The sequence below is a fragment of the Pseudomonas corni genome, from assembly GCF_057128765.1.
Window position 1 is genome coordinate 25,039 of sequence record NZ_JBSKHW010000025.1, and the last position, 20,970, is coordinate 46,008.

General features: G+C 57.1%; 20 protein-coding genes and 1 pseudogene. 5 read left to right on the top strand and 16 right to left on the bottom strand.

Annotation, left to right across the window (positions count from 1 at the left end):
• Window positions 1-129 precede the first annotated feature (129 nt).
• Complete coding sequence (gene gloA / locus ACWKV9_RS27130) at window positions 130-657, bottom strand: lactoylglutathione lyase (RefSeq protein WP_483839192.1); 528 nt, start codon at window positions 655-657, stop codon at window positions 130-132.
• Window positions 658-879: 222 nt separating this feature from the next.
• Window positions 880-1,341: an XRE family transcriptional regulator gene (locus tag ACWKV9_RS27135; RefSeq protein WP_483839193.1), complete on the bottom strand. Its 462-nt coding sequence runs from the start codon at window positions 1,339-1,341 to the stop codon at window positions 880-882.
• A gap of 289 nt (window positions 1,342-1,630) precedes the next feature.
• Here ACWKV9_RS27135 and ACWKV9_RS27140 point away from each other — a divergent pair, with 289 nt between their 5' ends.
• Window positions 1,631-2,191, top strand: a complete 561-nt coding sequence (locus ACWKV9_RS27140; RefSeq protein WP_483839194.1) for a tat (twin-arginine translocation) pathway signal sequence — start codon at window positions 1,631-1,633, stop codon at window positions 2,189-2,191.
• An 11-nt stretch (window positions 2,192-2,202) separates the two neighbouring features.
• On the top strand, window positions 2,203-3,771 hold the full coding sequence (locus tag ACWKV9_RS27145; protein WP_483839195.1) for a GMC family oxidoreductase: 1,569 nt from the start codon (window positions 2,203-2,205) through the stop codon (window positions 3,769-3,771).
• 133 nt (window positions 3,772-3,904) lie between these two features.
• Here the strand turns inward: ACWKV9_RS27145 and ACWKV9_RS27150 are convergent, their stop codons facing one another.
• Entirely contained in the window at window positions 3,905-4,810 is a 906-nt protein-coding gene (locus ACWKV9_RS27150; protein WP_483839196.1) for a LysR family transcriptional regulator, read from the bottom strand.
• Between the two features lie 123 nt (window positions 4,811-4,933).
• On the opposite strand from ACWKV9_RS27150, the gene ACWKV9_RS27155 reads away from it, so the two are divergent.
• Window positions 4,934-5,692 carry an SDR family NAD(P)-dependent oxidoreductase gene (locus tag ACWKV9_RS27155; RefSeq protein ID WP_483839197.1) on the top strand — a complete coding sequence of 253 codons (759 nt, stop codon included), beginning with the start codon at window positions 4,934-4,936 and terminating at the stop codon, window positions 5,690-5,692.
• A 103-nt stretch (window positions 5,693-5,795) separates the two neighbouring features.
• Here the strand turns inward: ACWKV9_RS27155 and ACWKV9_RS27160 are convergent, their stop codons facing one another.
• From ACWKV9_RS27160 to ACWKV9_RS27175, 4 genes are all read right to left on the bottom strand, one after another.
• Entirely contained in the window at window positions 5,796-6,725 is a 930-nt protein-coding gene (locus ACWKV9_RS27160) for an AEC family transporter (protein WP_483839198.1), read from the bottom strand.
• A gap of 209 nt (window positions 6,726-6,934) precedes the next feature.
• The gene (locus ACWKV9_RS27165; RefSeq protein WP_483839199.1) at window positions 6,935-7,240 is read right to left on the bottom strand and encodes an RcnB family protein; all 306 of its coding nucleotides are present in this window, start codon (window positions 7,238-7,240) and stop codon (window positions 6,935-6,937) included.
• Between the two features lie 64 nt (window positions 7,241-7,304).
• Window positions 7,305-7,640 (bottom strand): RcnB family protein, encoded by a 336-nt coding sequence (locus ACWKV9_RS27170; protein WP_483839200.1) that lies wholly within the window; start codon window positions 7,638-7,640, stop codon window positions 7,305-7,307.
• 341 nt (window positions 7,641-7,981) lie between these two features.
• Window positions 7,982-8,836: an SDR family oxidoreductase gene (locus ACWKV9_RS27175; protein ID WP_483839201.1), complete on the bottom strand. Its 855-nt coding sequence runs from the start codon at window positions 8,834-8,836 to the stop codon at window positions 7,982-7,984.
• An 84-nt stretch (window positions 8,837-8,920) separates the two neighbouring features.
• On the opposite strand from ACWKV9_RS27175, the gene ACWKV9_RS27180 reads away from it, so the two are divergent.
• Window positions 8,921-9,340: a winged helix-turn-helix transcriptional regulator gene (locus ACWKV9_RS27180; RefSeq protein WP_483839202.1), complete on the top strand. Its 420-nt coding sequence runs from the start codon at window positions 8,921-8,923 to the stop codon at window positions 9,338-9,340.
• On the opposite strand, the gene ACWKV9_RS27185 is transcribed toward ACWKV9_RS27180, so the two are convergent.
• The 5 genes from ACWKV9_RS27185 to ACWKV9_RS27205 all read right to left on the bottom strand — a co-directional run bounded on the left by ACWKV9_RS27185 (window position 9,341) and on the right by ACWKV9_RS27205 (window position 15,149).
• Window positions 9,341-9,949, bottom strand: a complete 609-nt coding sequence (locus ACWKV9_RS27185; protein ID WP_483839203.1) for an FMN-dependent NADH-azoreductase — start codon at window positions 9,947-9,949, stop codon at window positions 9,341-9,343.
• Between the two features lie 116 nt (window positions 9,950-10,065).
• The gene (locus tag ACWKV9_RS27190; protein ID WP_483839204.1) at window positions 10,066-11,166 is read right to left on the bottom strand and encodes an SMP-30/gluconolactonase/LRE family protein; all 1,101 of its coding nucleotides are present in this window, start codon (window positions 11,164-11,166) and stop codon (window positions 10,066-10,068) included.
• Window positions 11,167-11,409: 243 nt separating this feature from the next.
• Window positions 11,410-12,636, bottom strand: coding sequence for a c-type cytochrome (locus ACWKV9_RS27195; protein WP_483839205.1), 1,227 nt, complete (start codon window positions 12,634-12,636; stop codon window positions 11,410-11,412).
• Window positions 12,633-14,396, bottom strand: a complete 1,764-nt coding sequence (locus ACWKV9_RS27200) for a GMC family oxidoreductase (RefSeq protein ID WP_483839206.1) — start codon at window positions 14,394-14,396, stop codon at window positions 12,633-12,635. Before ACWKV9_RS27200 ends, ACWKV9_RS27195 begins: the two co-directional genes overlap by 4 nt.
• A 6-nt stretch (window positions 14,397-14,402) precedes the next feature.
• Complete coding sequence (locus tag ACWKV9_RS27205) at window positions 14,403-15,149, bottom strand: gluconate 2-dehydrogenase subunit 3 family protein (RefSeq protein WP_483839207.1); 747 nt, start codon at window positions 15,147-15,149, stop codon at window positions 14,403-14,405.
• Window positions 15,150-15,812: 663 nt separating this feature from the next.
• Here ACWKV9_RS27205 and mrdA point away from each other — a divergent pair.
• Window positions 15,813-17,747 carry a penicillin-binding protein 2 gene (gene mrdA, locus ACWKV9_RS27210; RefSeq protein ID WP_483839208.1) on the top strand — a complete coding sequence of 645 codons (1,935 nt, stop codon included), beginning with the start codon at window positions 15,813-15,815 and terminating at the stop codon, window positions 17,745-17,747.
• A 170-nt stretch (window positions 17,748-17,917) separates the two neighbouring features.
• Here mrdA and ACWKV9_RS27215 read toward each other — a convergent pair whose 3' ends face one another.
• The 4 genes and pseudogenes from ACWKV9_RS27215 to ACWKV9_RS27230 form a co-directional block, all read right to left on the bottom strand.
• Window positions 17,918-18,412, bottom strand: coding sequence for a hypothetical protein (locus ACWKV9_RS27215; protein WP_483839209.1), 495 nt, complete (start codon window positions 18,410-18,412; stop codon window positions 17,918-17,920).
• 156 nt (window positions 18,413-18,568) lie between these two features.
• Complete coding sequence (locus ACWKV9_RS27220) at window positions 18,569-19,336, bottom strand: hypothetical protein (RefSeq protein WP_483839210.1); 768 nt, start codon at window positions 19,334-19,336, stop codon at window positions 18,569-18,571.
• 149 nt (window positions 19,337-19,485) lie between these two features.
• Complete coding sequence (locus tag ACWKV9_RS27225; protein ID WP_483839211.1) at window positions 19,486-20,148, bottom strand: hypothetical protein; 663 nt, start codon at window positions 20,146-20,148, stop codon at window positions 19,486-19,488.
• A gap of 52 nt (window positions 20,149-20,200) precedes the next feature.
• Window positions 20,201-20,970 (bottom strand): annotated as a pseudogene (locus tag ACWKV9_RS27230) (hypothetical protein); the annotation flags it as partial.

Here is a 20,970-nt window from a genome sequence, read left to right on the forward strand (position 1 = left end):
CGCGAAGAGGCTCGTACTGCACATGAATTTGTCGCCTGAGACGACCCATTCGCGGACAGGTCCGCTCCCACGGTGATCAGCATTTGCTGAGGGGAACCGGACTCGCCCGCGGGCTTTGGAACCTGGGGGTTACTGCCCCAGATTCCCCAACAAATCCGCCTGCACGATCTCGATCCAGTATTCGTCCGGATCGCTGATGAACGCCACGTGCTTCATGCCTTTATCCAGGCGTTTGACGAAGGGCACGTTCAGCGATTCAAAGCGCGCGCAGGCCGCTTCGATATCAGGGACTGAAAAGCAGATATGGCCGAACCCCCGTGGGTCCTTGTTGCCGTTGTGGTACTGCGAATCATCGGTTTCGGTGCCCCAGTTGTGGGTCAGTTCCAGCACCGATTCGCGGCTGAAGGTGTGGCTCATACGCGCTGATTGATCTTCCGGCACTGATTCGCCTTTGGTCATCGCCAGAAACAACAGGGAGAATTTGCCCTCGGGGAAGTCCACCTGTCGCAGCAAGCGCATGCCCAGCACGCGGGTGTAGAAATCCAGGGACTTTTCAGGGTCCTTGACGCGCAGCATGGTGTGGTTGAACACGTAATCCTGGGTCACGGCATCCGGCGTCAGGCAGACGCCGGGCTTTGTTTCGCTGACGAACGACATGGCAGATTTCCTTCTTTGACAATTTCGCCAGTGTAGAAACCGGATGTCGGGAGCGGGTAGTACCGGACTACTACGATAATCCCAGCCTCTGGATTCCAAATGTGTAGGAGCGCACTTGCCCGCGATGGCGTCGGGTCAGCAATGCATCATTATTGAAAACACCGCATCATTGGAAACACCGCATCGCGGGCAAGCGCGCTCCTACATGTCCTATAGCGTCGCTCACTCGATCAGATGAAAGTCACTGCGCTGCCGAGGATCAAGCGTAGCCCCCGGGCAGCCGTTGCCCTTGAACGGCTCGTGACCTGGGAAAAACAGCAGGCCTTCGGTTTCGAGGGCGTAAGCCAGCGCTTGTCTGGTCACGCAGAGCAGGTCTCCTGCGCCTGATTCAAATGCCTCTATGGCTTTGACCGAAGCCCCCGACCTGAACGCAAGCGCCTCGCGGGACCAGGTCAGAATTTTCCTGCCCTGAATACATTGTTCCGGGGTGAGACTGGACGGGAGGTAGAGGTAGTAATCCAGAATCTGCGCGTCGGTTTCAACGCGTTGGTGATCCTGTGCTAACTGAAAGTCGATGACAGTGCCTGTGTTCCCAGGCAGAGCGGCTCGACCGAAGTAGCTGGCAGCGGATGCGGCTTTACCGGGCGGTAAGGCAGGCAGGAAGGCAAGGGCACGGTTTTTCATCGGATCACGTCTTGCGTTGATGTTGATCGGGCCAGAGTAGCGCTCGTAGCTGAACCCAAACTTAACGAATTTCCGTCTCTGCAAGCGTAGCTCAAGCCGTTGAAAACAAAGGGTTACCCGCTGGCATAACCGCGTTGTGGGTCACGGCGATTTCGTCTATTAACCCGCTGATTGCTAAAAGGAATAACCATATTCCCTTGTAGTAGCTCGCTATTACCTGACCTGCCAAACCCCAACTAATATTTAAGCAGCAAACGTACCTACAAAAAAAATAACAAGGACAAAAGCCATGACTGACCTGAAGCTTGATCGACGTCGTTTCCTACAGGGAAGCGGCGGCTTGCTGCTGGGCACCCTGCTGTTTGGTTCCGGTCCCATCGCGTTGCTGGCCCCAAGTCGCACCTGGGCGCTGGAAATGAGCACGCTGGACAGCGACACCGGCAGTCGCCTGCTGCTGGTCATCCGCCGTATTTTTCCCCACGACACCATGGAAGACGCCGTATATGCGTTCTCCGTCAAAGCGCTCGATGAACGCGCCTCCCAAGACCCCGGCGTTGCCAGCCTGCTCAAACAAGGCATCGCCGACCTCGATCAGCGCGCAGGCGGGGAGTGGGCCAAGCTCCCCGAAGACAAGCAGGTGGACATCCTCAAGGACGTGCAGACCAGCGAATTTTTCAGCCTGGTGCGCGGCGTCTCGGTCAACACCCTCTACAGCAACGAACTGGCCTACAACCACTTTGGTTACGAAGGCGCTTCCTTTCCAAAAGGCGGCTATCTGATGCGTGGTTTCAATGACCTGAAATGGTTGCCGAACCCGCCGCTCGACGCCAGTCCGAACCCATTTGCCTGAGGAGCGCAGTCATGACCAACTACACGTTCGACGACGATTCAGTGGTAGTCATCATCGGCTCCGGCGCTGGCGGCGGCACCCTGGCCAATGAGTTGTGCCAGAAAGGTGTTTCAGTTGTATTGCTCGAAGCGGGCGCCCGGCAATCCACGGCCACGTTCATTAACGATGAGTGGCCGTCTTTTTCTCAACTGTCCTGGGGCGATACGCGCACCACGTCGGGCTCTTGGCGGGTGGCCAAGGACTTTCCCAATCTGCCGGCCTGGATCTGCAAAACCGTCGGCGGTACTACCACCCACTGGGCCGGTGCCAGTCTGCGGTTTCAGGAACATGAGTTTCGCGCGCTGCAAACCTATGGCGCCGTCAAAGGCGCCAACCTGCTGGACTGGCCGGTGACGCTGGCAGAAATGGAGCCGTATTACGCCCGCGCTGAAGACAAAATGGGCGTGACCCGGACCAACGACATCGCTGGTTTGCCGGGCAACAACAACTTCAAAGTGATGTACAACGGCGCGCAAAAGATCGGCTACAAAGAGTGCTCCACCGGGCACATGGCGATCAACAGCGCACCCCGCGCAGGTCGCGCGTCCTGCCAGCAATTGGGATTCTGCTTTCAGGGCTGCAAGATGGGCGCGAAGTGGTCGACGCTGTATACCGAAATTCCCGCTGCCGAGGCCACCGGCAAACTGGATCTGCGGCCTGGCTCCCAGGCGATCCGTATCGAGCACGACGAAACGGGCCGGGTCAACGCGGTGGTCTACGCCGATTCGGCGGGCGTAATGCAACGCCAGAAAGCCAAGGTGGTGGCGGTGGCAGGTAACTCCATCGAAACCCCGCGCTTGCTGCTCAATTCCTCCAGCACGCTGTTCCCTCAGGGCCTGGGCAACGGGGCGGGCATGGTCGGCAAGCACTACATGCGCCACACCACCGGCAGCGTGTTTGCCGAATTCAAGGAGCCAGTCCATTTCTATCGCGGCACGATCATGGCCGGGATCATCAGCGACGAAATCCACCACAAGCCGGACCGGGGTTTTGTCGGGGGCTATGAGATGGAAACCGTGTCTCTTGGGCCATCGTTCATGGCGGCGTTTTTCAATCCCGGCGCATGGGGTCGGGAATTCACCAGCGTAATGGATCAGTACACGCACATGGCCGGGATGTGGATCGTCGGCGAAGACATGCCCCAGGAAAGCAACCGCATCACCCTCAACGATGGGGTCAAGGACCGTTTCGGCATGCCGGTGGCGAACGTGCATTACGACGATCACCCCAATGATCTGGCGATGCGTGAGCATGCATTCGTCCAGGGAGAGAAGCTGTATAACGCGGTCGACGCGGTGAAGGTGCATCGCGTGCCGCCTTACCCATCAACTCACAATCTGGGCACCTGCCGCATGAGCGCCAAGGCCCAGGACGGGGTGTGCAACGGTCACGGGCAGAGTCACGAGATCCCCAATCTGTTCATCTCCGATGGCAGTCAGTTCACCACCAGCGCCGGCGAAAACCCGACGCTGACCATCGTGACCCTGGCGATCCGGCAGGCGGAGTTCATCGCGGATGCGTTGAAGACCAGGGCTATCTGACGGCTGATTCCTTACGGCTCCACCGCGGAGCCCTGTAGGAGCGAACGTGTTCGCGAGAGGCTTTTGACTAATAGCTGCCAAGCCGCCTCGCGAACAAGTTCGCTCCTGCAGAGGCTGTGGATGTCTGGGAGACTTAAACCAACGCCCCATGTTCACGCAGCAGCGCCTCCATCCACTGCATGAACGCCCGGCAGCGTGCGGGCAGATGGCGGCGGTGGGCGTACAGCAGGGACACGGGCATGGGTGAGGGTAGGAAATCAGGGAGTATTTCCACCATTTCGCCGCGTTCAACCGCTTCCCGCTTGGCCATGCGTGGCGCCTGAATGATGCCCAGACCGCCCAGACACGCCGCCTCGTAGGTCTCGACATTGTTCACCGTTACGCTGCAGGGCATGGGCAGACGGAAGTCTTTGCCGTCCTGGCGGTACTCGAACGCCGCGTTGCTTGCGCCGAAGGTCGAGACGTAATTGACCAGCCGATGCTGCTGAAGATCATCCAGCGTCAGCGGCACCCCATGCAGTTGCGCATAACCGGCGCTGACCACGTTGATCATCGGGAAGTCGCCCACGTGCCGCGCCACCAGCGTCGTGTCGGGCAACTCGCCGACGCGCATCACGCAATCGAAGCCTTCGCGCACCAGATCGACACGGCGGTCGGTGCTGCTGATTTCCAGATCGATCAAGGGATGACGGGCGATGAATTCACCGATCTTCGGCATCACGATTTTGCGCGCAACCGCCGTCGGCATGTCGACCCGCAAGCGCCCGCTGAGAGCTGCATCGTCGCTGCGAAACAGGCTTTCCAGCTCGTCCATCTGCGCGAGCACGTCCTTGCTGCGCTCATACAACACCTGACCGTCCGGGGTGGTCTGCACTTTGCGTGTGGTGCGTTGCAGCAAACGGGTGTCGAGCAGTTCTTCCAGCAGCCGCACCTGTTCAGAGACGGTGGAGCGTGGCAGGCCCAATGCATCGCTGGCCTGGGTAAAACTCGACAGCTCGGCGACGCGGACGAAGGTCTTCAAAAGCTCCAGCTTGTTCATGCACAGGTACCGTTCATTGTTCGGACAGGGCGATCAGTGATTTCGATTGTGGCGTATTTATCGAATGGCCAGCGAACAATAAGCTCTCGTTCATTCACTGACCAGCTACTTGAGGAATCAGCCATGAGCAATAAGATCGCAATCATCACCGGTGCCAGTCGCGGCCTGGGCAAAAGCGCCGCGCTGCACCTGGCGGCACAAGGCGTGGACATCATCGGTACCTACCACAGCAATGTCGAAGAAGCGCAGAAAGTCCTGGCCCAGATCGAGGCGCTCGGCGCTCGCGGCAAAATGCTGCAGCTGGATGTTGGCGACAGCGGGCGTTTTGAGGGTTTCGCCGGGCAAGTGGAGGCGTTGCTCAGCGCTTATTTCAAGGCCGAACGCTTTGATTTTCTGGTGAACAACGCAGGCGTCGCGGCACACGCCAGTTTTGCCGACACTACTGAGGCGCAGTTCGATCAACTGGTGAACGTGCATCTGAAGGGATCGTTCTTCCTCACTCAAAAGCTGCTGCCGTTGATTGCCGACGGCGGACGTATTATCAACATCACCACCGGGCTGACGCGCTTCTCGCCGGTGGGCTACGCGGCTTATGCAGCGATGAAGGGAGCGGTCGAAGTCTGGACCCGTTACCTGGCTAACGAGTTGGGACCTCGGGGCATCAACGTCAACAGCCTGGCCCCCGGCGCGATCGCGACCGATTTCGGCGACGGCGCAGTGCGCGACAACTCGGACGTGAACGCCTGGGTCGCGTCCAACACCGCCATGGGCCGGGCCGGGCAGCCGGACGATATCGGCGCGGCGGTGGCGATGCTGTTGAGCGAAGGCGGACGGTGGATCACGGCGCAGCGCATCGAAGCGTCGGGCGGGATGTTCGTTTAAACGCGGGCCCTGTAGGAGCGAACCTGTTCGCGAGGCGGCGTGCCTGACACTGCTCGCTGGATGTCTCGCCAACAAGTTGGATCCTACAGGAACGTGCCGCTATTCAGCCCTTGATGTAGTAGATACACAGCGACAAGGTCACCAAAGACCCCAACGTCGAGATCAATATCGTGCTCGACACCACCGACGCCTCGCGCTTGTAGTATTCGGCGAGCATGAACGGGCCTGTGCCGGTGGGCAGGGCGCTGAGCAGCAGAGCCGAGTTAGCCCACAGCGGCGGCAGGTGGAACACCCGATACGCCAGAAACCAGGTCAACAGGGGATGGGCGATCAGTTTGATCAACACCAAAAGGCTCGTGCCCTGGCGCGGGCCTTGTTGTTTGTGGGCCAGAAACAGCCCCAGAGAAATCAGCGCGCAAGGGGTAGTCGCGGCGCCCAGCAGATGAAGGAATTTGTCCAGTGCGCCCGGCAGCGGCACTCCGGTCGAGGCCCAGCATGCCCCGAGGATGGGCGACACCACCAGCGGATTTTTGGCCAGTGCAGTCAACACCTTGAGCACGATCCGGTGTACGCGGGCTTCACTTTGCAGGCCGATTTCGATGCACACCAAAGCGATGCCGAACAGCACGCAGACCACCAGCAACGAAGCGATCAGCGCGGGCTCCAGGCCGCCATCCCCCAGCACCATGACGCACAGAGGGATGCCGATATAGCCAGTGTTAGCGTAGGAAGCGCTGAGTGCATCGATACTGGCGTCGGCAAAATGCCCGGCTTTTTTACGGCGGATGAGCAGCGTCACGACAAACATTGCCATAGTGCTCAGGGTGAAAACAGCGACGAAGCCGGGGTGCCAGATCTGCTCCCATGTCGCAGTGGCGGTCGCAGTGAACAGCAACGCCGGAAGACACAGCCAGACCACCATTCGGTTGATTTCCGAGGCGGCGGTCTCGCCCAAGCGGTTGGTGCGACGACATAGGTAGCCCACCAGAATCAAGGCGAAGATCGGTAACAGCACGTTCAAAACAGACGACATCGGACCCTGGCCTTCAACACGGTAAACAGCGGGCAAGGTTAAGGGGGGTAATCGTTAGCGTCCAACCTTTATTGCCCTTCAGGCGTGGGTTTCATTATCGAATTCACCACGCCAGGCCGCGGGCCAGAGGGTTTTGCGGCTCTCAGACACAAAAATGCCCGGAAAGCGTCCGGGCATTTGGCGATCGGTCGGGGTATCAGATTGGGAGATCAGTGTGTCATCGGTGCGATGGCGAGGATCTTGCCGGTTTCCATTTCGACCATCACGTATTTGTTGCTGATGGTGACCCACTGACTGCCTTCTTGAGGCGGCTTGAGGTTTTTGTCTTTCCAGTCCTTGATGCCCAGGCGCTCGTCCTGATAAAGCTTATGAGCGGTGTCGCCGACTTTGTACTGCTTGTTGGTGTGCTCGGCCTGAACGCTTTGCGTTGCCGGGGTCTGCGCTTGCGCCACCAGGCTGGCGCCGCTCATGCAAGTGATTACAACCATGCTGCTTAACAAAGATTTCAACGTCATGGGGTGTTCCTTTTTTTATTCCTTTGGCAACGGATCGGCAGCGTGTGACTGCCGTCATGCGTGCTTACTTCTTGACCGGTCCCTTGTTCTTCATGGGTACGATGTCAGTGATCTGACCATTGGTGGTTTGTACCTGAACGAATTTGTTGTGAATCTGCACCCACTGGCTTTGCTCGGCGGGCTCGTGCAGCCCGTGGGCTTTCCAGTTCTGGATGGCAGCACCAGGGCGCTGGAATTTTTCAGGTGCGCGGTCGCCTTTTTCAAGCTCGCGCATATTGTCCTTGGATTGCTGAACTTTCTGTTCTGGATGTTCTGGCGCATCCGCCGCCTGCACCGTGAGACTTGTGACAGAAACGCAGCCCAGGAGTGCAACACAGGCCATGAGCGATTTGCTGTTCATACGAAGCTCCTTATCCAGTGCGTAATGCTCTGTTCATAAGGTCGGACCGTTGAGAAGCCAAATCATTCAGTCGGGTTGAGGCGCCCCCAGTCCAGGCGAGGCTCTAACAAGGGATCACAAGCGTCTGTCGGCGGCCACCGCAGACCCTGTAGGAGCGTACGAGCAGCGCGAGGCCGCGATCGGCTGCGCAGCAGTCGTAGGCGTATCGCATTCACTACTGCTGCCAGCGCTGCACACCGGATCGCGGCCTCGCTGGGGCTCGTCGGCTCCTACAAGGGACCTGTGATGTTTGCAGAGTATCGGTCGAGCACAAACCAATTGGATTTGCGGCGCTACCGAAATTATTTGAGAGCCTGGGCAATCGTCTGGGCCAGGGGCGTGGTTGGCCTGCCGATCAATCGGCTCAACACGCGGCTGTCATCGAACAACGCGCCTTGTGCCGCAGCGCTGTCGGAATTGGCCAACAACTGCGCGAACTCTTCAGGCAAACCGGCCTGCAGCAACGCCGCTTTGTAGCCGGGCTCCGGCAGATTGGTGTAGACCACAGTCTTACCCGACTGCTGCGTCAGTTCGGCGGCAAATTCGCTGAGGGTGAATGCCTCATCGCCCGCCAGTTCGTAAATCTTGCCAGCTTGCGCTTCGCCCGAGGTCAGCACTGCCACCGCGGCGCCTGCGTAATCGGCGCGGGCGGCGGAGCTGAAACGGCCATCCCCGGCACAGCCAAAATGCGCGCCGTGGGCCAGGGCATTGGGCACCCCTGCGGTAGTGTTTTCGGTGTACCAGCCATTGCGCAGGATCACCGATGGCAGGCCGGATTCCTTGATCGCCACTTCGGTCTGGCGATGTTCTTCGGCCAGTTCCAGGCTGGAAGTGCCCGCGTGCAAGACGCTGGTGTAGCCCAGCAATTCAACGCCCGCGCGGCGGGCAGCGTCGATCACTGCCTTGTGTTGCACGGCGCGCTGACCAATCTCGTTGGAAGAAATCAGCAGGATTTTGGTCGCGCCTCTGAACGCCGTTTCCAGCGTTGCTGGCTGCGAGTAATCAGCCTGGCGGACCTGAACGCCCTTATCGGCAAGGTCCACAGCTTTTTCCGGGCTGCGCACGGCAGCAATGATCTGGTCAGCGGGGACCTTCGTGAGCAGCAGGTCGATGACAAGGCGACCGAGTTGGCCATTAGCACCGGTGATGACGTACATGATGTTTGCCCTTGGCAGTGAAGTGAGTCACCAGCATAGACATCGTGCTAACCTTTCGTAAGTACGTACGAAAAGGTAAGTGTCATGAATGACAAGTTGAGCGTGGGTCCTGAAAATACCGCTTCACTGATGAGGCTCAGAATGGGCGAGGTGCTGGATCGCAACTGTCCGTCCCGCGAAGTGCTCAATCACGTATGCAGCCGCTGGGGGGTTCTGGTGTTAGTAGTGCTGCGCGACGGCATGCACCGCTTTAGCGAGTTACGGCGCAAGATCGGCGGCATCAGCGAGAAGATGCTCTCGCAGACGCTGCAAAGTCTGGAGCACGACGGTTTCGTCGAGCGCAAGGCGCTGCCGGTGGTGCCGCCCCACGTGGAATACCGGCTGACGCTTTTGGGCGAAGACGTTGCCGCCCAGGTTGACAGTCTGGCGAGCTGGATCGAGGCCAACCTGCCGCGCATCATGCAAGCGCGGCAGGAGAAGGCCCCAGAGACAGACACCAAGTGATCAGAGCGTCGCCGCCAGCTCAATGGCCGCAGCTGTCGAGGCCTTTCGCGATTCGGCGTCCACGTCAGGGCCGAGCAAGGTCTTTTCGATGACGATGTTGTACTGATCGTTGATGCCGACCATTTCGCTCCAGGTAGTCATATAGGAAATCTGATGCTCGGCACGGTCCAGTGGCGCGCCACGGGCGGCGATGACCACCACTTTGCGGCCGTCGAGCAAACCGTTCAGGCCGCGTTCGTCGAAGGTGAACAACAGGTCTTTCTGGCTGACCACATCGATCAAGTGCTTGAGCTTGTAGGGGATGCCGAAGTTCCACATCGGCACGCCAAACACGATGATGTCGGCCTTGATGAAACGCCCGGCCAGTTCGACGATCTGCGCCCAGGCTTCTTTCTGTTCCGGGGTGCGTTCGATGCCCTGAATGCCGGCGTATTTTGCATCCAGCACCGCGCCATCGAACTCTGGCAGCGGGGTGTTCCAGACGTCCAGGGTGTCTACCGTCGCGATCGCGTGCTGGGCCTTCCAGGCGTCGATTAGGGCGTGAGCGACTTCGATGGAGGCGGAGCGTTGTTTGCGGGGCGAGCTTTCGATGTAGAGCAGATGCGGCATGGCGAAGTCCTTCTGCGGGGGATGACGGATGCATCAGTCATAGCAGAAAGTCTTGTCCCAGGCAGCCTTTCTTCAGGGCGACTCGACAGCCGTAGCAGGCTGTCGAGTCATCCAGGTCAGGCGAAGGTGGCCCCGCGCGTATTGACGAACAGCGAGTACACCGAGTGACTGCTGGCCATGAAGATCCGGTTGCCTTCGCGTCCGCCGAAGCACAGGTTCGGGCAGCGCTCCGGCAACGAGATATGGCCGATGGCTTTGCCTTGGGGGTTGAAGACGCGCACGCCGTCGAGCTTTTCCAGGTCCGCTTTCGGGTCACCATTGCCACCCCAGCCGCACCACAGATTGCCCCCTTCGTCGCACTTGATGCCGTCAAGCGCGGCATATTCCAGCCCTTCGATGTGCTTGCGCCGGGCGCCGAGGCTACCGTCATCATTTACGGTGATCGCCCAGACCAGCCGGTTGGGCTTGGCCCGGCCTTCCACCACGTACAGGGTTTTTTCGTCGGGTGAGAAACACAAACCGTTCGGACCATTGAGGTCGTCGATCACCCGCGTGACCTTGCCGCTGTCGCCATGGATTCGGTATACGGCGTGAGGTTGGGTCGGGGTGATCTTGTGGCCTTCATAGTTGTTGCCGGTCTGGAAGGGTGGGTCGCTGAACCAGATCGAACCGTCGCGCTTGCAGATCACGTCGTTCGGCGAATTGAAGGGTTTGCCTTCGTAGCTGTCGGCCAGCACGGTGATCGTGCCATTGGGCTCGGTGCGGGTGATGCGACGGCCTTCGGAGGTGGTGGTCGAGCCTTCGCAGGCGATCAGCCGACCCTGGCGATCGCGGCACAGGCCGTTGGAGAAATTGGAGTTTTCGCGGTACACCGAAAACGCGCCGGTGATCTCGTCCCAACGCATGATGCGGTTATTGGGGATGTCGCTGAGCAGCAGGTAACGCCCGTCGCCGACCCACACCGGACCTTCAGCCCAGCGCATGCCGGTGGCGAGTTTTTCGACGCTGGCGTTGAAGATGCGAAGGTCCAGGAAGCTGTCGTCGAGAATCTGGATCAGCGGGTCGGGGTAACGCTGACTCAACGGCTCGGCAGCATTGACCAGGCGCGGCAGGGACAAGCCCCCCACGGTGGCGAGGGTGGCGGAGACGGCGAGGGAGGTTTTCAGAAAACTGCGGCGACTGGCGCCCGGGAGAGGCTCAGGTAGCAAGGAATCCATCGAGGGATCTCCGTTGATTATTGTTGTGACGGCGGGCTAGTAATACCTTCTGATAAGACATCGTACAAGTGCAACTGCACCGTCCCCTGTAGGAGCGAACTTGTTCGCGAGGCATTCGACCGGCGGACTTTTCTCATTCGGCTCGCCAACAAGTTGGCTCCTACAGAACGAGGGAAGCGGACAAAAAAATGCCCGATTCCATTGCTGGGACCGGGCATTTTTGTACCGTCGAAAGGCTACGGCTTATTTAGGCCGCAACTCCTCGCGCACGTCCTTCACGTCACCGCTCGACACCGCAGGCGCAGCATTGCCCCAGGTGTTGCGCACGTAGGTCAGGACGTTGGCGACGTTGTCATCCGACAGGTTCCAGCCAAACGCTGGCATCGCTGGCGCAGTCGGTGCTGCGTCAGTTGCACCGGCACGGCTGCCCGCCACGACCACCCGAATCAGCGACGACGGATCGGCGCTGTTGATCAGCGGACCCATGGCCAGTTTCGGGAACAGACCTTCGACACCTTCGCCGTTCGGCGTATGGCACGCCGAGCAACGATCCGCGTAGATCGCCTTGCCCGCAACCATCGCTGCATCGTTGGCCGCGATCGGTTTTGGCGCGTCAGCTGGCTTGGCGCCGTCCTTCAGGTACACAGCGACCGCTTTGAGGTCGTCATCCTTCCAGTGCTGGGACGAATGCTCGACTTCTTCGGCCATAGGGCCAGAAGCGACATCAAAACGGTTGGCGCCGGTCTTCAGGTATTTGACGATGTCCTCTTCGGTCCACGCGCCAATGCCGTCGTGGGCCTTGGAAGAGATGTTCGGCGCAACCCAGCCTTGCAGGTTGGCGCCGCCCAGGAAGTTATCGTTCTTGTCGCCGCCAATCAGGTTTTTCGGCGTGTGGCAGGTGCCACAGTGCCCAAGACCTTCAACCAGATACGCGCCGCGATTCCACTGCTCGGACTTGTCCGGATGCGGCTTGAATTCGCCCTGGGTGAAGTTCACCAGATTCCAGCCAATCAAGCTGGTGCGGACGTTGAACGGGAAGGGCAACTGGTTGGTTTCAACCTTGTTGTCCACCGCTTCAACCGTTTGCAGATAAGCAAAAATCGCCTGATTGTCTTCACGCTTGACCTTGGTGTAAGCGGTGTAGGGCATGGCGCCGTACAACAACTTGCCATCCAGCCCGTGGCCCTTGGACATTGCATTCTGGAAGTCATCGAAGGTCCAGCGACCGATCCCGGTCCCTGGGTCCGGCGTGATGTTGGCACCCGCGAGCTTGCCGAACGGCGTATCGAGAATCACGCCGCCTGAGAACAGTGGTTTGCCCGGCAGGGTGTGGCACGCCGTGCAGTCTCCCAGAGTCGTCAGGTAACGGCCTTTTTCCACCAGATTGTAGGAATCGGCGCCGGTTGCGGCATGCGCCATGTTCAGCGACAGGCCGATAACGCCTGCGCACACAGTCAGAAGAGTCTTCATACGCTGATCATCTCCCCTGGACGCTTGAGGTAGCGGGTACGAATCGCATCGGCCGCCTTGAATGCCAATGCGGCCACGGTGCCGGTGGGGTTGTATCCAGGGTTCTGCGGGAAGGCCGATGAGCCGACCACGAACAGGTTCGGCACGCCCCACACTTGCAGGTGCTTGTTCACCGAACTGGTCTTCGGGTCGGCGCCCATGATGAAGCCGCCAACGATGTGCGAAGACTGATACGGCGCGCTGTTCCAGTGTCCGGTTTGCGCGGCGGGAACCATCTGGCGCGGGTTCATGCTCTTGGCGATTTCAGTGACCTTGGACGTCACGTAGGCGGCCATTTTGCGATCGTTTTCCGGGAAGTCGAAAGTGATACGCAGCAATGGTCGGCCCAGTGGGTCCTTGTAGGTCGGGTCCAGCGACAGGTAATTGGTACGCGTCGAGTAGCTGCTGGCTTCGCAACCGATGGACATGGTGCTGGCGTAATTGTCGACCGTGGCTTTCTTCCACGCCGAACCCCATGCCGGGGTGCCGGGTGGCACAGGACGGGAGTCGATCGGCGCTGCGCCAATCGGCGTCACACGGGTACTGCCGCCGCCGACGAACCCCAGACCTGAGTGGTCGAAGTTATCGTTGTTGAATTCGTCGATGCCCATGCCGATGGCGCCGCCACCGATGAACGGGTTGAAGTTTTTGTCATCGAAGAACATCTTCACGCTGTTGGCGGTCTGGTAGGCGTAGTTGCGGCCCGTGGTGCCGGTGTTGGTCACCGGGTCGTACGGCTTGCCCACGCCGGACAGCAGCATCAGGCGCACGTTTTCGAAGATGAACGCACTGATCACCACCAGGTCGGCTGGCTGCTCATACTCATCACCGTTGCTGTCCATGTAGATGATGCCGGTGGCCTTGGTGCCGGTGCTGTCCATCACCACTTTGATGACTTCGCAGTTGGTCTTGGCGGTGAAGTTCGGCTTGCGAATCAGCACCGGCAAAACGGTAGTGATCGCACTGGCCTTGGAGTAGTTGGCGCAGCCGTAATTGGTGCAGAAACCACAGAAGGTGCAGGCGCCCATTTTTACGCCCAGGGAGTTCGTGTAAGCGCGAGACACCAGCGCCGACGGCACCGGGAACGGCTTGTAGCCAAGGTTTTTCGCAGCTTCGGCGAACAGCGTCGGCGCGTAGGTCTGGGCGGTCGGCGGGTTCGGGTATTCCTCTGAACGTGCGCCTTCGAAGGTGTTGCCGCCTTCCTGGATCACGCCCTTGATGTTGCCGGCCTTGCCCGAAACGCCTGCCAGCTTGTCGAACTTGGTGTAGTGCGGCTCCATTTCTTCCCAGGTCGTGCCCCAATCCTGCAGGGTCAGTTCCGGTGACAATTCCTTGCCATAGCGCTCGCTCAGATAACTGTGCAGACGAAACTCATGGGGCTGGAAGCGAAACGAAATACCGGCCCAGTGATTGCCTGCGCCGCCGGTGCCGTTGCCGGGGTGAAACGAACCCCAGGTGCGCATCGGCAGCGCGGTTTCGGTCACGTTGTTACGCATCGTGGTGGTGTTTTGCTTGGTGCGCAGCATCAGCTCCTGACGGCGCGAGTAGCGCAGCTCGTCAGTGGCGGAAGCGAGGTTGAAGTCGGTAGCGGTATCGCGCCACGGGCCGCGTTCAAAACCGATGATCTTCAAGCCTTCGTCAGCGAGTTCATTGGCGATGATGGATCCGGCCCAGCCGAGCCCGACAACCACGACATCCGTGGAAGGTAATTTTTTGGCCATGTGGAATTAACCCTTCTTGTTCCAGGCGGAGCTGCCGATGATGGAAAGCGGCACGAGGTCGAGCTTCTGGTTATGCAGCGCGATGTAGTCGCGGTAGTCATAACGGGCGCCGGGGAAGCCAATCATTTTCCATGACACCATCTCGCGATTGCCGCCGTAGATCGGGTCGGCGAAGAAGCCTTCCATGGTGTTGGAAAGTATCTGCTGGAAAAACAGCTTGCCGTCGATGCCGTCCAGCGCGATGTCGCCCTTTTCGATACCGGTGAGCACTTTGTCCTGCTCTTCGGGACTCAACGCGCTGAAGGCTTTCTGAAAGGTTTTCTGGGTGTACGCGGCAAGGCCAGCCAGGCCCAGACGATAGCGTTCGCGCGGCACCAAAGAAGATTGATCGCCTTGCATCGGCGTGCCCGCTGCGAAAGGGCCCTGCATATACAGACGATCAAACGTGCCGTACTCGCCAGCCAGCTGTCGGTCGATGAACACCGCGCAACCCGCGTCTTTGCCACTGATGCTCAGGTCGTCAGCAGGGATCAGCCGCGCCACGATAGCCTCTACGGCAGCCGCTTCGTCAGCGCTGAAAAACTGCCAGCCTGGCGTCTCGTAATGCATCGGGCCGTTGTGGTCGAACGGCACCCACTGCGGGACGCCGGTAAGGGTCGCGGCTTTGGCGGTAGCGGCGCCGACCACGGCCAGAGAGGTCGCGGAGGACACCAGCAACTGCCTGCGGGTGAGGCCTTTGGGTTTATCGGTCATTCAGGGCTCCTGCGAACGCGCTTTTCCCCAGGCTATCGTCAGATGGGCCCAAGGACAGGCGGCGTTATCGCGGTTATTTCACGGTGTGTGCTCGACAAAAAGCAAATGTCGGGCAAGCGATTCCATTTCAGTGCGGGGGTGTGACATTGGGTCTCTGGCAAGCCAGTGAGGGAGGAGCGCACGCTAAGCGGGGGCCAACCTTGCCTGTGATCATCTTTTCCACGCGCCTTGCAATGATAGATGTGTTACGAACGGTTGCATCCAGCAGATTTGGCAAATAACTATTACCGAAACAGTAACAGTCGGTTTTCATTACTGTTGGCATCGTAAATACGGTGCAGATGACGTGAGAGAGAGCAGCGTCGTACTGCAGACAGGATTCAACCCAATACAGATGCTCCTATAAAACGATTCACATCACTGCTATGGATAGTCGCAGATAAGTTTTATTGAGAATGATTCCTGCATTATGTTGTCTTTCGCAACAAAAAATCGGTGAAACACTTTTGCTTTGATGACCACCGGAAGCTGCCTGACAGCATTTTCATGAAGTTCCGGCCATGATGGCGCCCGGTTCTTGGTATCTTGCACGGCATTTACGTCCATTCAATTGTCACCGGCTGCTACCTGCGCCGTTCAAATGTTTACCGAGAAGCTGTAGAAATGCCTGATCCGATCCCGTTAAAGGACCACGAGAAAGAAACCCGGCTGGTCAACAAGCGGTTGATTGCTTGCGCCGTGTTTGTGGCCCTGCTGAGCGCTGCACTGGTTTGCCGCATGTACGTCTTGCAGGTCACCGAGTTTGCCTATCACTCGACCATTTCCGAAAACAACCGCGTACATGTACTGCCCATTCCCCCAGAGCGCGGGCTGATCTACGACCGCAATGGTGTGGTCCTCGCCGATAACCGTCCCAGCTTCAACCTGACCATGACCCGCGAACGCGCCGGCGACTGGCACGAAGTCATCGAAACGCTGATGGGCCTGCTCAACCTGCCGGACGAAGATCGAATCGTCTTCGACAAGGCGATGAAGAACTCCCCGCATCGGTTTGTCCCGGTCACGCTGCTGTACGAATTGACCGAAGAGCAGATCGCCGTGCTGGCGGTCAATCAATTCCGCCTGCCGGGTCTCGACGTTGAAGCGCAGTTCGTCCGCCATTACCCGTTGGGCGCGCATTTCGCCCACTCCATCGGCTATGTGGGGCGGATCAACGAGAAGGAATCCACCCAGCTCGATCAGGTCGAATATCGCGGTACGCAGTCCATCGGCAAGACCGGGATCGAACGCTTTTACGAGAGCGAACTGCACGGTCACGTCGGTTATGAAGAAGTCGAAACCAACGCTCAGGGCAGAGTGCTGAGGGTGCTGAACCACACCGATCCGGTGGCGGGCAAGAACATCGTCTTGAGCCTGGACATCAAGTTGCAGGAAGCGGCGGAAGATGCGCTGGGCGATCGTCGCGGTTCAGTGGTAGCGCTGGACCCGGAGACCGGCGAAGTGCTGGCGATGGTCAGCAAGCCGAGCTTCGACCCGAACCTGTTCGTCACCGGCATCAGCTTCAAGGAATACTCGGCCCTGCGTGATTCGGTTGACCGCCCTTTGTTCAACCGGGTACTGCGCGGCCTTTACGCGCCGGGTTCTACGATCAAGCCGGAAGTGGCGATTGCCGGGCTGGACAGCGGGGTGGTCACGCCATCTACTCGCGTGTTCGACCCTGGTTATTTCCAGTTGCCAGATTTCGACCACAAGTACCGCAACTGGAACCACAGCGGCGATGGCTGGGTGGATCTGAATGCGGCGATCATGCGCTCCAACGACACCTATTTTTACGACCTGGCGCACAAGCTCGGCATCGACCGTATGCACGATTACCTGACCATGTTCGGCATCGGCCAGAAGGTCTCGCTGGACATGTTCGAAGAGTCCGCCGGCCTCATGCCGTCCAAAGAATGGAAGCGCGCGACACGACGTCAGGCGTGGTTCCCGGGCGAAACCGTGATTCTCGGCATCGGCCAGGGTTATATGCAGGTCACGCCGCTGCAACTGGCCCAGGCCACCTCACTGATCGCCAGCAAGGGTGTATGGAATCGCCCGCATCTCGCGAAAACCGTTGGCGGCGTTGCGCCGCTGGACGAGCACCCGATGCCCAACATCGTGCTGCACGATTCGCGTGAGTGGGATCAGGTCAACAACGGCATGCAGTCAGTGATGCACGACCCGCGCGGCATCGCACGTGCGGCTGCCCAAGGCGCGCAATACCGCATCGCTGGCAAAAGCGGCACCGCTCAGGTGGTTGCGATCAAGCAGGGCGAACGCTACAACCGCGAAAAAACCCTCGAACGCCACCGCGACAACGCCCTCTTCGTAGGCTTCGCCCCGGCCGCGCATCCCAAGATTGTGGTGTCGGTCATGATCGAAAACGGCGAGGCGGGTGGTCGAGTCGCAGGGCCCGTGGTGCGGCAGATTCTTGATGCGTGGCTGCTGGACGGGGAAGGGCATTTGAAGCAGCAATACGCAAACCCTGACAGCCCGCCGGTGAATCCGAAGCAACAGTTGGCGGCGCCAGTGAAGGCGGCGGGTGATCCCCACGTTTGACGCAAGGATGCGCAGACCCTGTGGGAGCGGACCTGTCCGCGAATGCAATCGATCAGACGCTAGAACTGTATTGGATGGACCGACCTCTTCGCGGACAAGTCCGCTCCCACTGGTTTGCGTGCGAAGCTTGAGCCGTGTGAGAAGGCAATCTGTTCAGTTATGAATGGTGATCACTGCGTTGGTTTATCGCATTCGTGGAGACACTGACTTGCCAGCGGAAACGTCAGGCCATCGATATCGGCATGCGCGCCACAGACGCCCAAGCCCAAAGCCGTGGGATCGATGTTTTTTGAAGTAATTTCCAGTGAAACGTCATTTCGCCTTACCAGCACGCGACCAAGTTCTGTCTCATGAACAAGCTCTCCATCGACTACATCCATAAAGAACGAAAACGAACAGACATGCTGATCGGCCTGTGTGCTCAATAACTCGACCTTATAGCGCTGATTCCAAGGCTTAATTTTAAGTTGGTAACGGAATTGGTCGGCACAACTGGCATTGGTAGCGGGCTCAGTACAGCGTTCGCTTTGTTGTGAATAATACCCCAGCCAAGAAAAAGTTTCTGCTGCAGCTATGGCAGGAAATTTATCTAAATCACCTCCATAACCGGAACCAAGTGTAAGCGTCGACAGTGCCGCTATAAGGAGGGTCTTGGCCGCTTTCACTTCAATCTCTTACGTGTAAATAATGAGCAGGACGTAAAGCTTCGTTTTAAACATCAGCGGCCACAGGGCAGGTACCGTCCTAGACAGCTAAAAGTTTGCCCTCAGCTAACACTCACGCCCTGGCACATAATTTAACTTTAATCATTATTATTCTATCTAAAAACTAATAGCATCACATATCAACCACATTCTGATTGGCGCAATCTCCGCTGTGTATGAGACTTTGCACCAACCAGCCATTGAGTCCTCTAGAGTGACCCGATCGTTTTTGGATGCATATCTTTGGCTTACGTCCCATGTCGCCGGTTCTAAATCCCCGCCGTACAGAGCTGTCCTTTTACGAACTATCGCGCTTACCGGCGTAGACGTCTCCACAGCTTTGAATATGGGGGAGCGAATCGCGTTTTCGACTGACGCCTTGTCTTTGTATGGATAAATGTATTTGATTTTTCCTTGATCGTCCATGAAGTCGCCACCCAAATCGAAAAATCGCGATAGTCTCAAGTCAATAACGAAGTTCCCACCGTCGAAATTTATCACGCTAACACTATAAGCATCACCGACAATATCCCAAGAGCTGGGAGCTTCCATAGACTGGATCACAAAAAGCCTTATACCACCGTCTACCGAGCTAACAAATGCGTCCTTTATTTCGTTTTTGGTTCCTGCATAGGTAAGCTCATAAAGAAATTCTGCTTGCCCGTTTGTAGTAGATGAATATATCGATATGCCGTCAGGATCTGAGGATAAACTATGGCCGCTCTTCTCTGCCATGTTAAGGGTATATAAAAAACACACCAGCGAGCCATCAATTTTTAGGGGGTTGTAAGCTGTACGGAAGCCCGTGTTATTACATGAGTCACTCCCCAGTGCAGCGTTTTCGACGCAGATTAGCAGTGCGATGAAAAATAGACTTTTAATCATGTTTATGGGCATCCGCCGAAGTAGAGCCTTTTGAAAATCTTGGTAATTTTCCTCTTGTAGTGTTGTCGGTCAGCAAGCCCCCACTAATCCCGTACCAATTGGTCGCGTCAGCATTGATCATTTCCCAGCACTCCCGATCTCATTAGCTTTCACCGGCACTCATCAACAGCAAGTTTGATCAAATCACCATGACTCATCCTTTTTAGTGTCATTGGTTCCTGCGATTCAAGCAGATCAAGAAATTTCAGCTCTGGGGCGTCCTTGTTCAAAAACACCAGAAACCCCACTGCGGTGCCAAAATCAAAGCACCCATCTGGACCTTTAATGTATTTTTTCGGTGAAGCATTTGCCAGGGTCGTTACTGATGCGTACCTGTCAAATATCTCAATATCCTCAATATTTCCAAGCAAAAAACTGCCCGGTGTCAAGCCGTCAACTACGGGTCGAGTATCGAAAGAAAATACCGACTGCTGTATATGATTTGAATGTTGCCAGGCGACATCACTATATGTTTCGTCCAATGGCGAGTGCAGGCCACAAATACCAGCAGTCATCTTGGCGCCATTGTAATTGTTTCTCGTATCGAAATATGCGCAATCAATGACGATTTGATCACGCTCCGCCGCCAGCGTTAGGTACTGAAAATCCCTACCCAGAATTACTATTGAGGGAGATCCATTTATAGTCGACAGGCTTCTAAGAACATCGTAATCGTCGCCGACAATATTTTCATACACTTTTCGGTGACCTGCTTCATCAACCACAATGCTACCGGTTTTAGGTCCAGTAAAAACGTCGAATGCATTTGCCACGGAGCACGCCATACAAAACAACAATGAGATGCAATATTTATTCATGGCTATATTAGAAGTCCGATGGTAGTTGGGACGTCTTTCTAAGGATAATTTCGAATTTTTCGGCGTAAGACGCGATAAGTTCACGCTGATCAACGCCATTGATAATTCGCCTTGATGACAAATAATCGATTCCGCTAGGGTTTAAATAGTCAGCCATTTTCTTCCCTGTAAATATTCCTTTTTTCATTCCAATAATCATAATCGGTATGGCGTGCTCAAATTTTGCGGCAGCATCAGGATTAGAAGCAAGATTGTGAGCGATCAGTTCCGAAAATCTTTGATAGTTATTTCTCCACGTCAGATGGACACCACCACGGCCTCTATATTTAAAACCATCCCCCTCATCAATATTTCCATTTGCAATCGCTCTAGCTCGGAGTCGGGTGGTTTGTGCGCGAACCGAATCGTATTTATCGAAGTAGGAGATATCACCTACTTCGGGCTTTTCACTGAAGAATTCCCCGGAGAGAAAGTGATAAGCCTCATGCCTGTACGTCGCTAGCATATAAGAAACCTCATAAAGGTTCGGCTTTTCATCGCCGGTGTCGTAGTATTTATTTATCGCTTTCAGTATTTGCCTTAAATTATCCTTGGATGCTTGATTTAAAACACGCGTGCCTGGAGCGAACGATTGGTGTGTAAGCTCGTAAACTTCTAAAAAATCTCCGACATTTATCAGGTCTCGGGATTTAGCAAAACTTCCCACCAACCCCACCGGATGAAAGTGGTACACCTTCCCATCCGCCCTTAACCCTAGCTTTTCTGCCACATCCCCCC

Bases quoted from the DNA above. Each gene is read 5' to 3' on its own strand.
- ACWKV9_RS27205 (WP_483839207.1), bottom strand. From the start codon at position 15,149: ATGACCGATAAACCCAAAGGCCTCACCCGCAGGCAGTTGCTGGTGTCC.
- ACWKV9_RS27160 (WP_483839198.1), bottom strand. From the start codon at position 6,725: ATGTCGTCTGTTTTGAACGTGCTGTTACCGATCTTCGCCTTGATTCTG.
- ACWKV9_RS27195 (WP_483839205.1), bottom strand. From the start codon at position 12,636: ATGAAGACTCTTCTGACTGTGTGCGCAGGCGTTATCGGCCTGTCGCTG.
- ACWKV9_RS27185 (WP_483839203.1), bottom strand. From the start codon at position 9,949: ATGCCGCATCTGCTCTACATCGAAAGCTCGCCCCGCAAACAACGCTCC.
- ACWKV9_RS27145 (WP_483839195.1), top strand. From the start codon at position 2,203: ATGACCAACTACACGTTCGACGACGATTCAGTGGTAGTCATCATCGGC.
- mrdA (WP_483839208.1), top strand. From the start codon at position 15,813: ATGCCTGATCCGATCCCGTTAAAGGACCACGAGAAAGAAACCCGGCTG.
- ACWKV9_RS27155 (WP_483839197.1), top strand. From the start codon at position 4,934: ATGAGCAATAAGATCGCAATCATCACCGGTGCCAGTCGCGGCCTGGGC.
- ACWKV9_RS27175 (WP_483839201.1), bottom strand. From the start codon at position 8,836: ATGTACGTCATCACCGGTGCTAATGGCCAACTCGGTCGCCTTGTCATC.
- ACWKV9_RS27140 (WP_483839194.1), top strand. From the start codon at position 1,631: ATGACTGACCTGAAGCTTGATCGACGTCGTTTCCTACAGGGAAGCGGC.
- ACWKV9_RS27220 (WP_483839210.1), bottom strand. From the start codon at position 19,336: ATGATTAAAAGTCTATTTTTCATCGCACTGCTAATCTGCGTCGAAAAC.
- ACWKV9_RS27170 (WP_483839200.1), bottom strand. From the start codon at position 7,640: ATGAACAGCAAATCGCTCATGGCCTGTGTTGCACTCCTGGGCTGCGTT.
- ACWKV9_RS27135 (WP_483839193.1), bottom strand. From the start codon at position 1,341: ATGAAAAACCGTGCCCTTGCCTTCCTGCCTGCCTTACCGCCCGGTAAA.
- ACWKV9_RS27180 (WP_483839202.1), top strand. From the start codon at position 8,921: ATGAATGACAAGTTGAGCGTGGGTCCTGAAAATACCGCTTCACTGATG.
- ACWKV9_RS27190 (WP_483839204.1), bottom strand. From the start codon at position 11,166: ATGGATTCCTTGCTACCTGAGCCTCTCCCGGGCGCCAGTCGCCGCAGT.
- ACWKV9_RS27165 (WP_483839199.1), bottom strand. From the start codon at position 7,240: ATGACGTTGAAATCTTTGTTAAGCAGCATGGTTGTAATCACTTGCATG.
- ACWKV9_RS27150 (WP_483839196.1), bottom strand. From the start codon at position 4,810: ATGAACAAGCTGGAGCTTTTGAAGACCTTCGTCCGCGTCGCCGAGCTG.
- gloA (WP_483839192.1), bottom strand. From the start codon at position 657: ATGTCGTTCGTCAGCGAAACAAAGCCCGGCGTCTGCCTGACGCCGGAT.
- ACWKV9_RS27200 (WP_483839206.1), bottom strand. From the start codon at position 14,396: ATGGCCAAAAAATTACCTTCCACGGATGTCGTGGTTGTCGGGCTCGGC.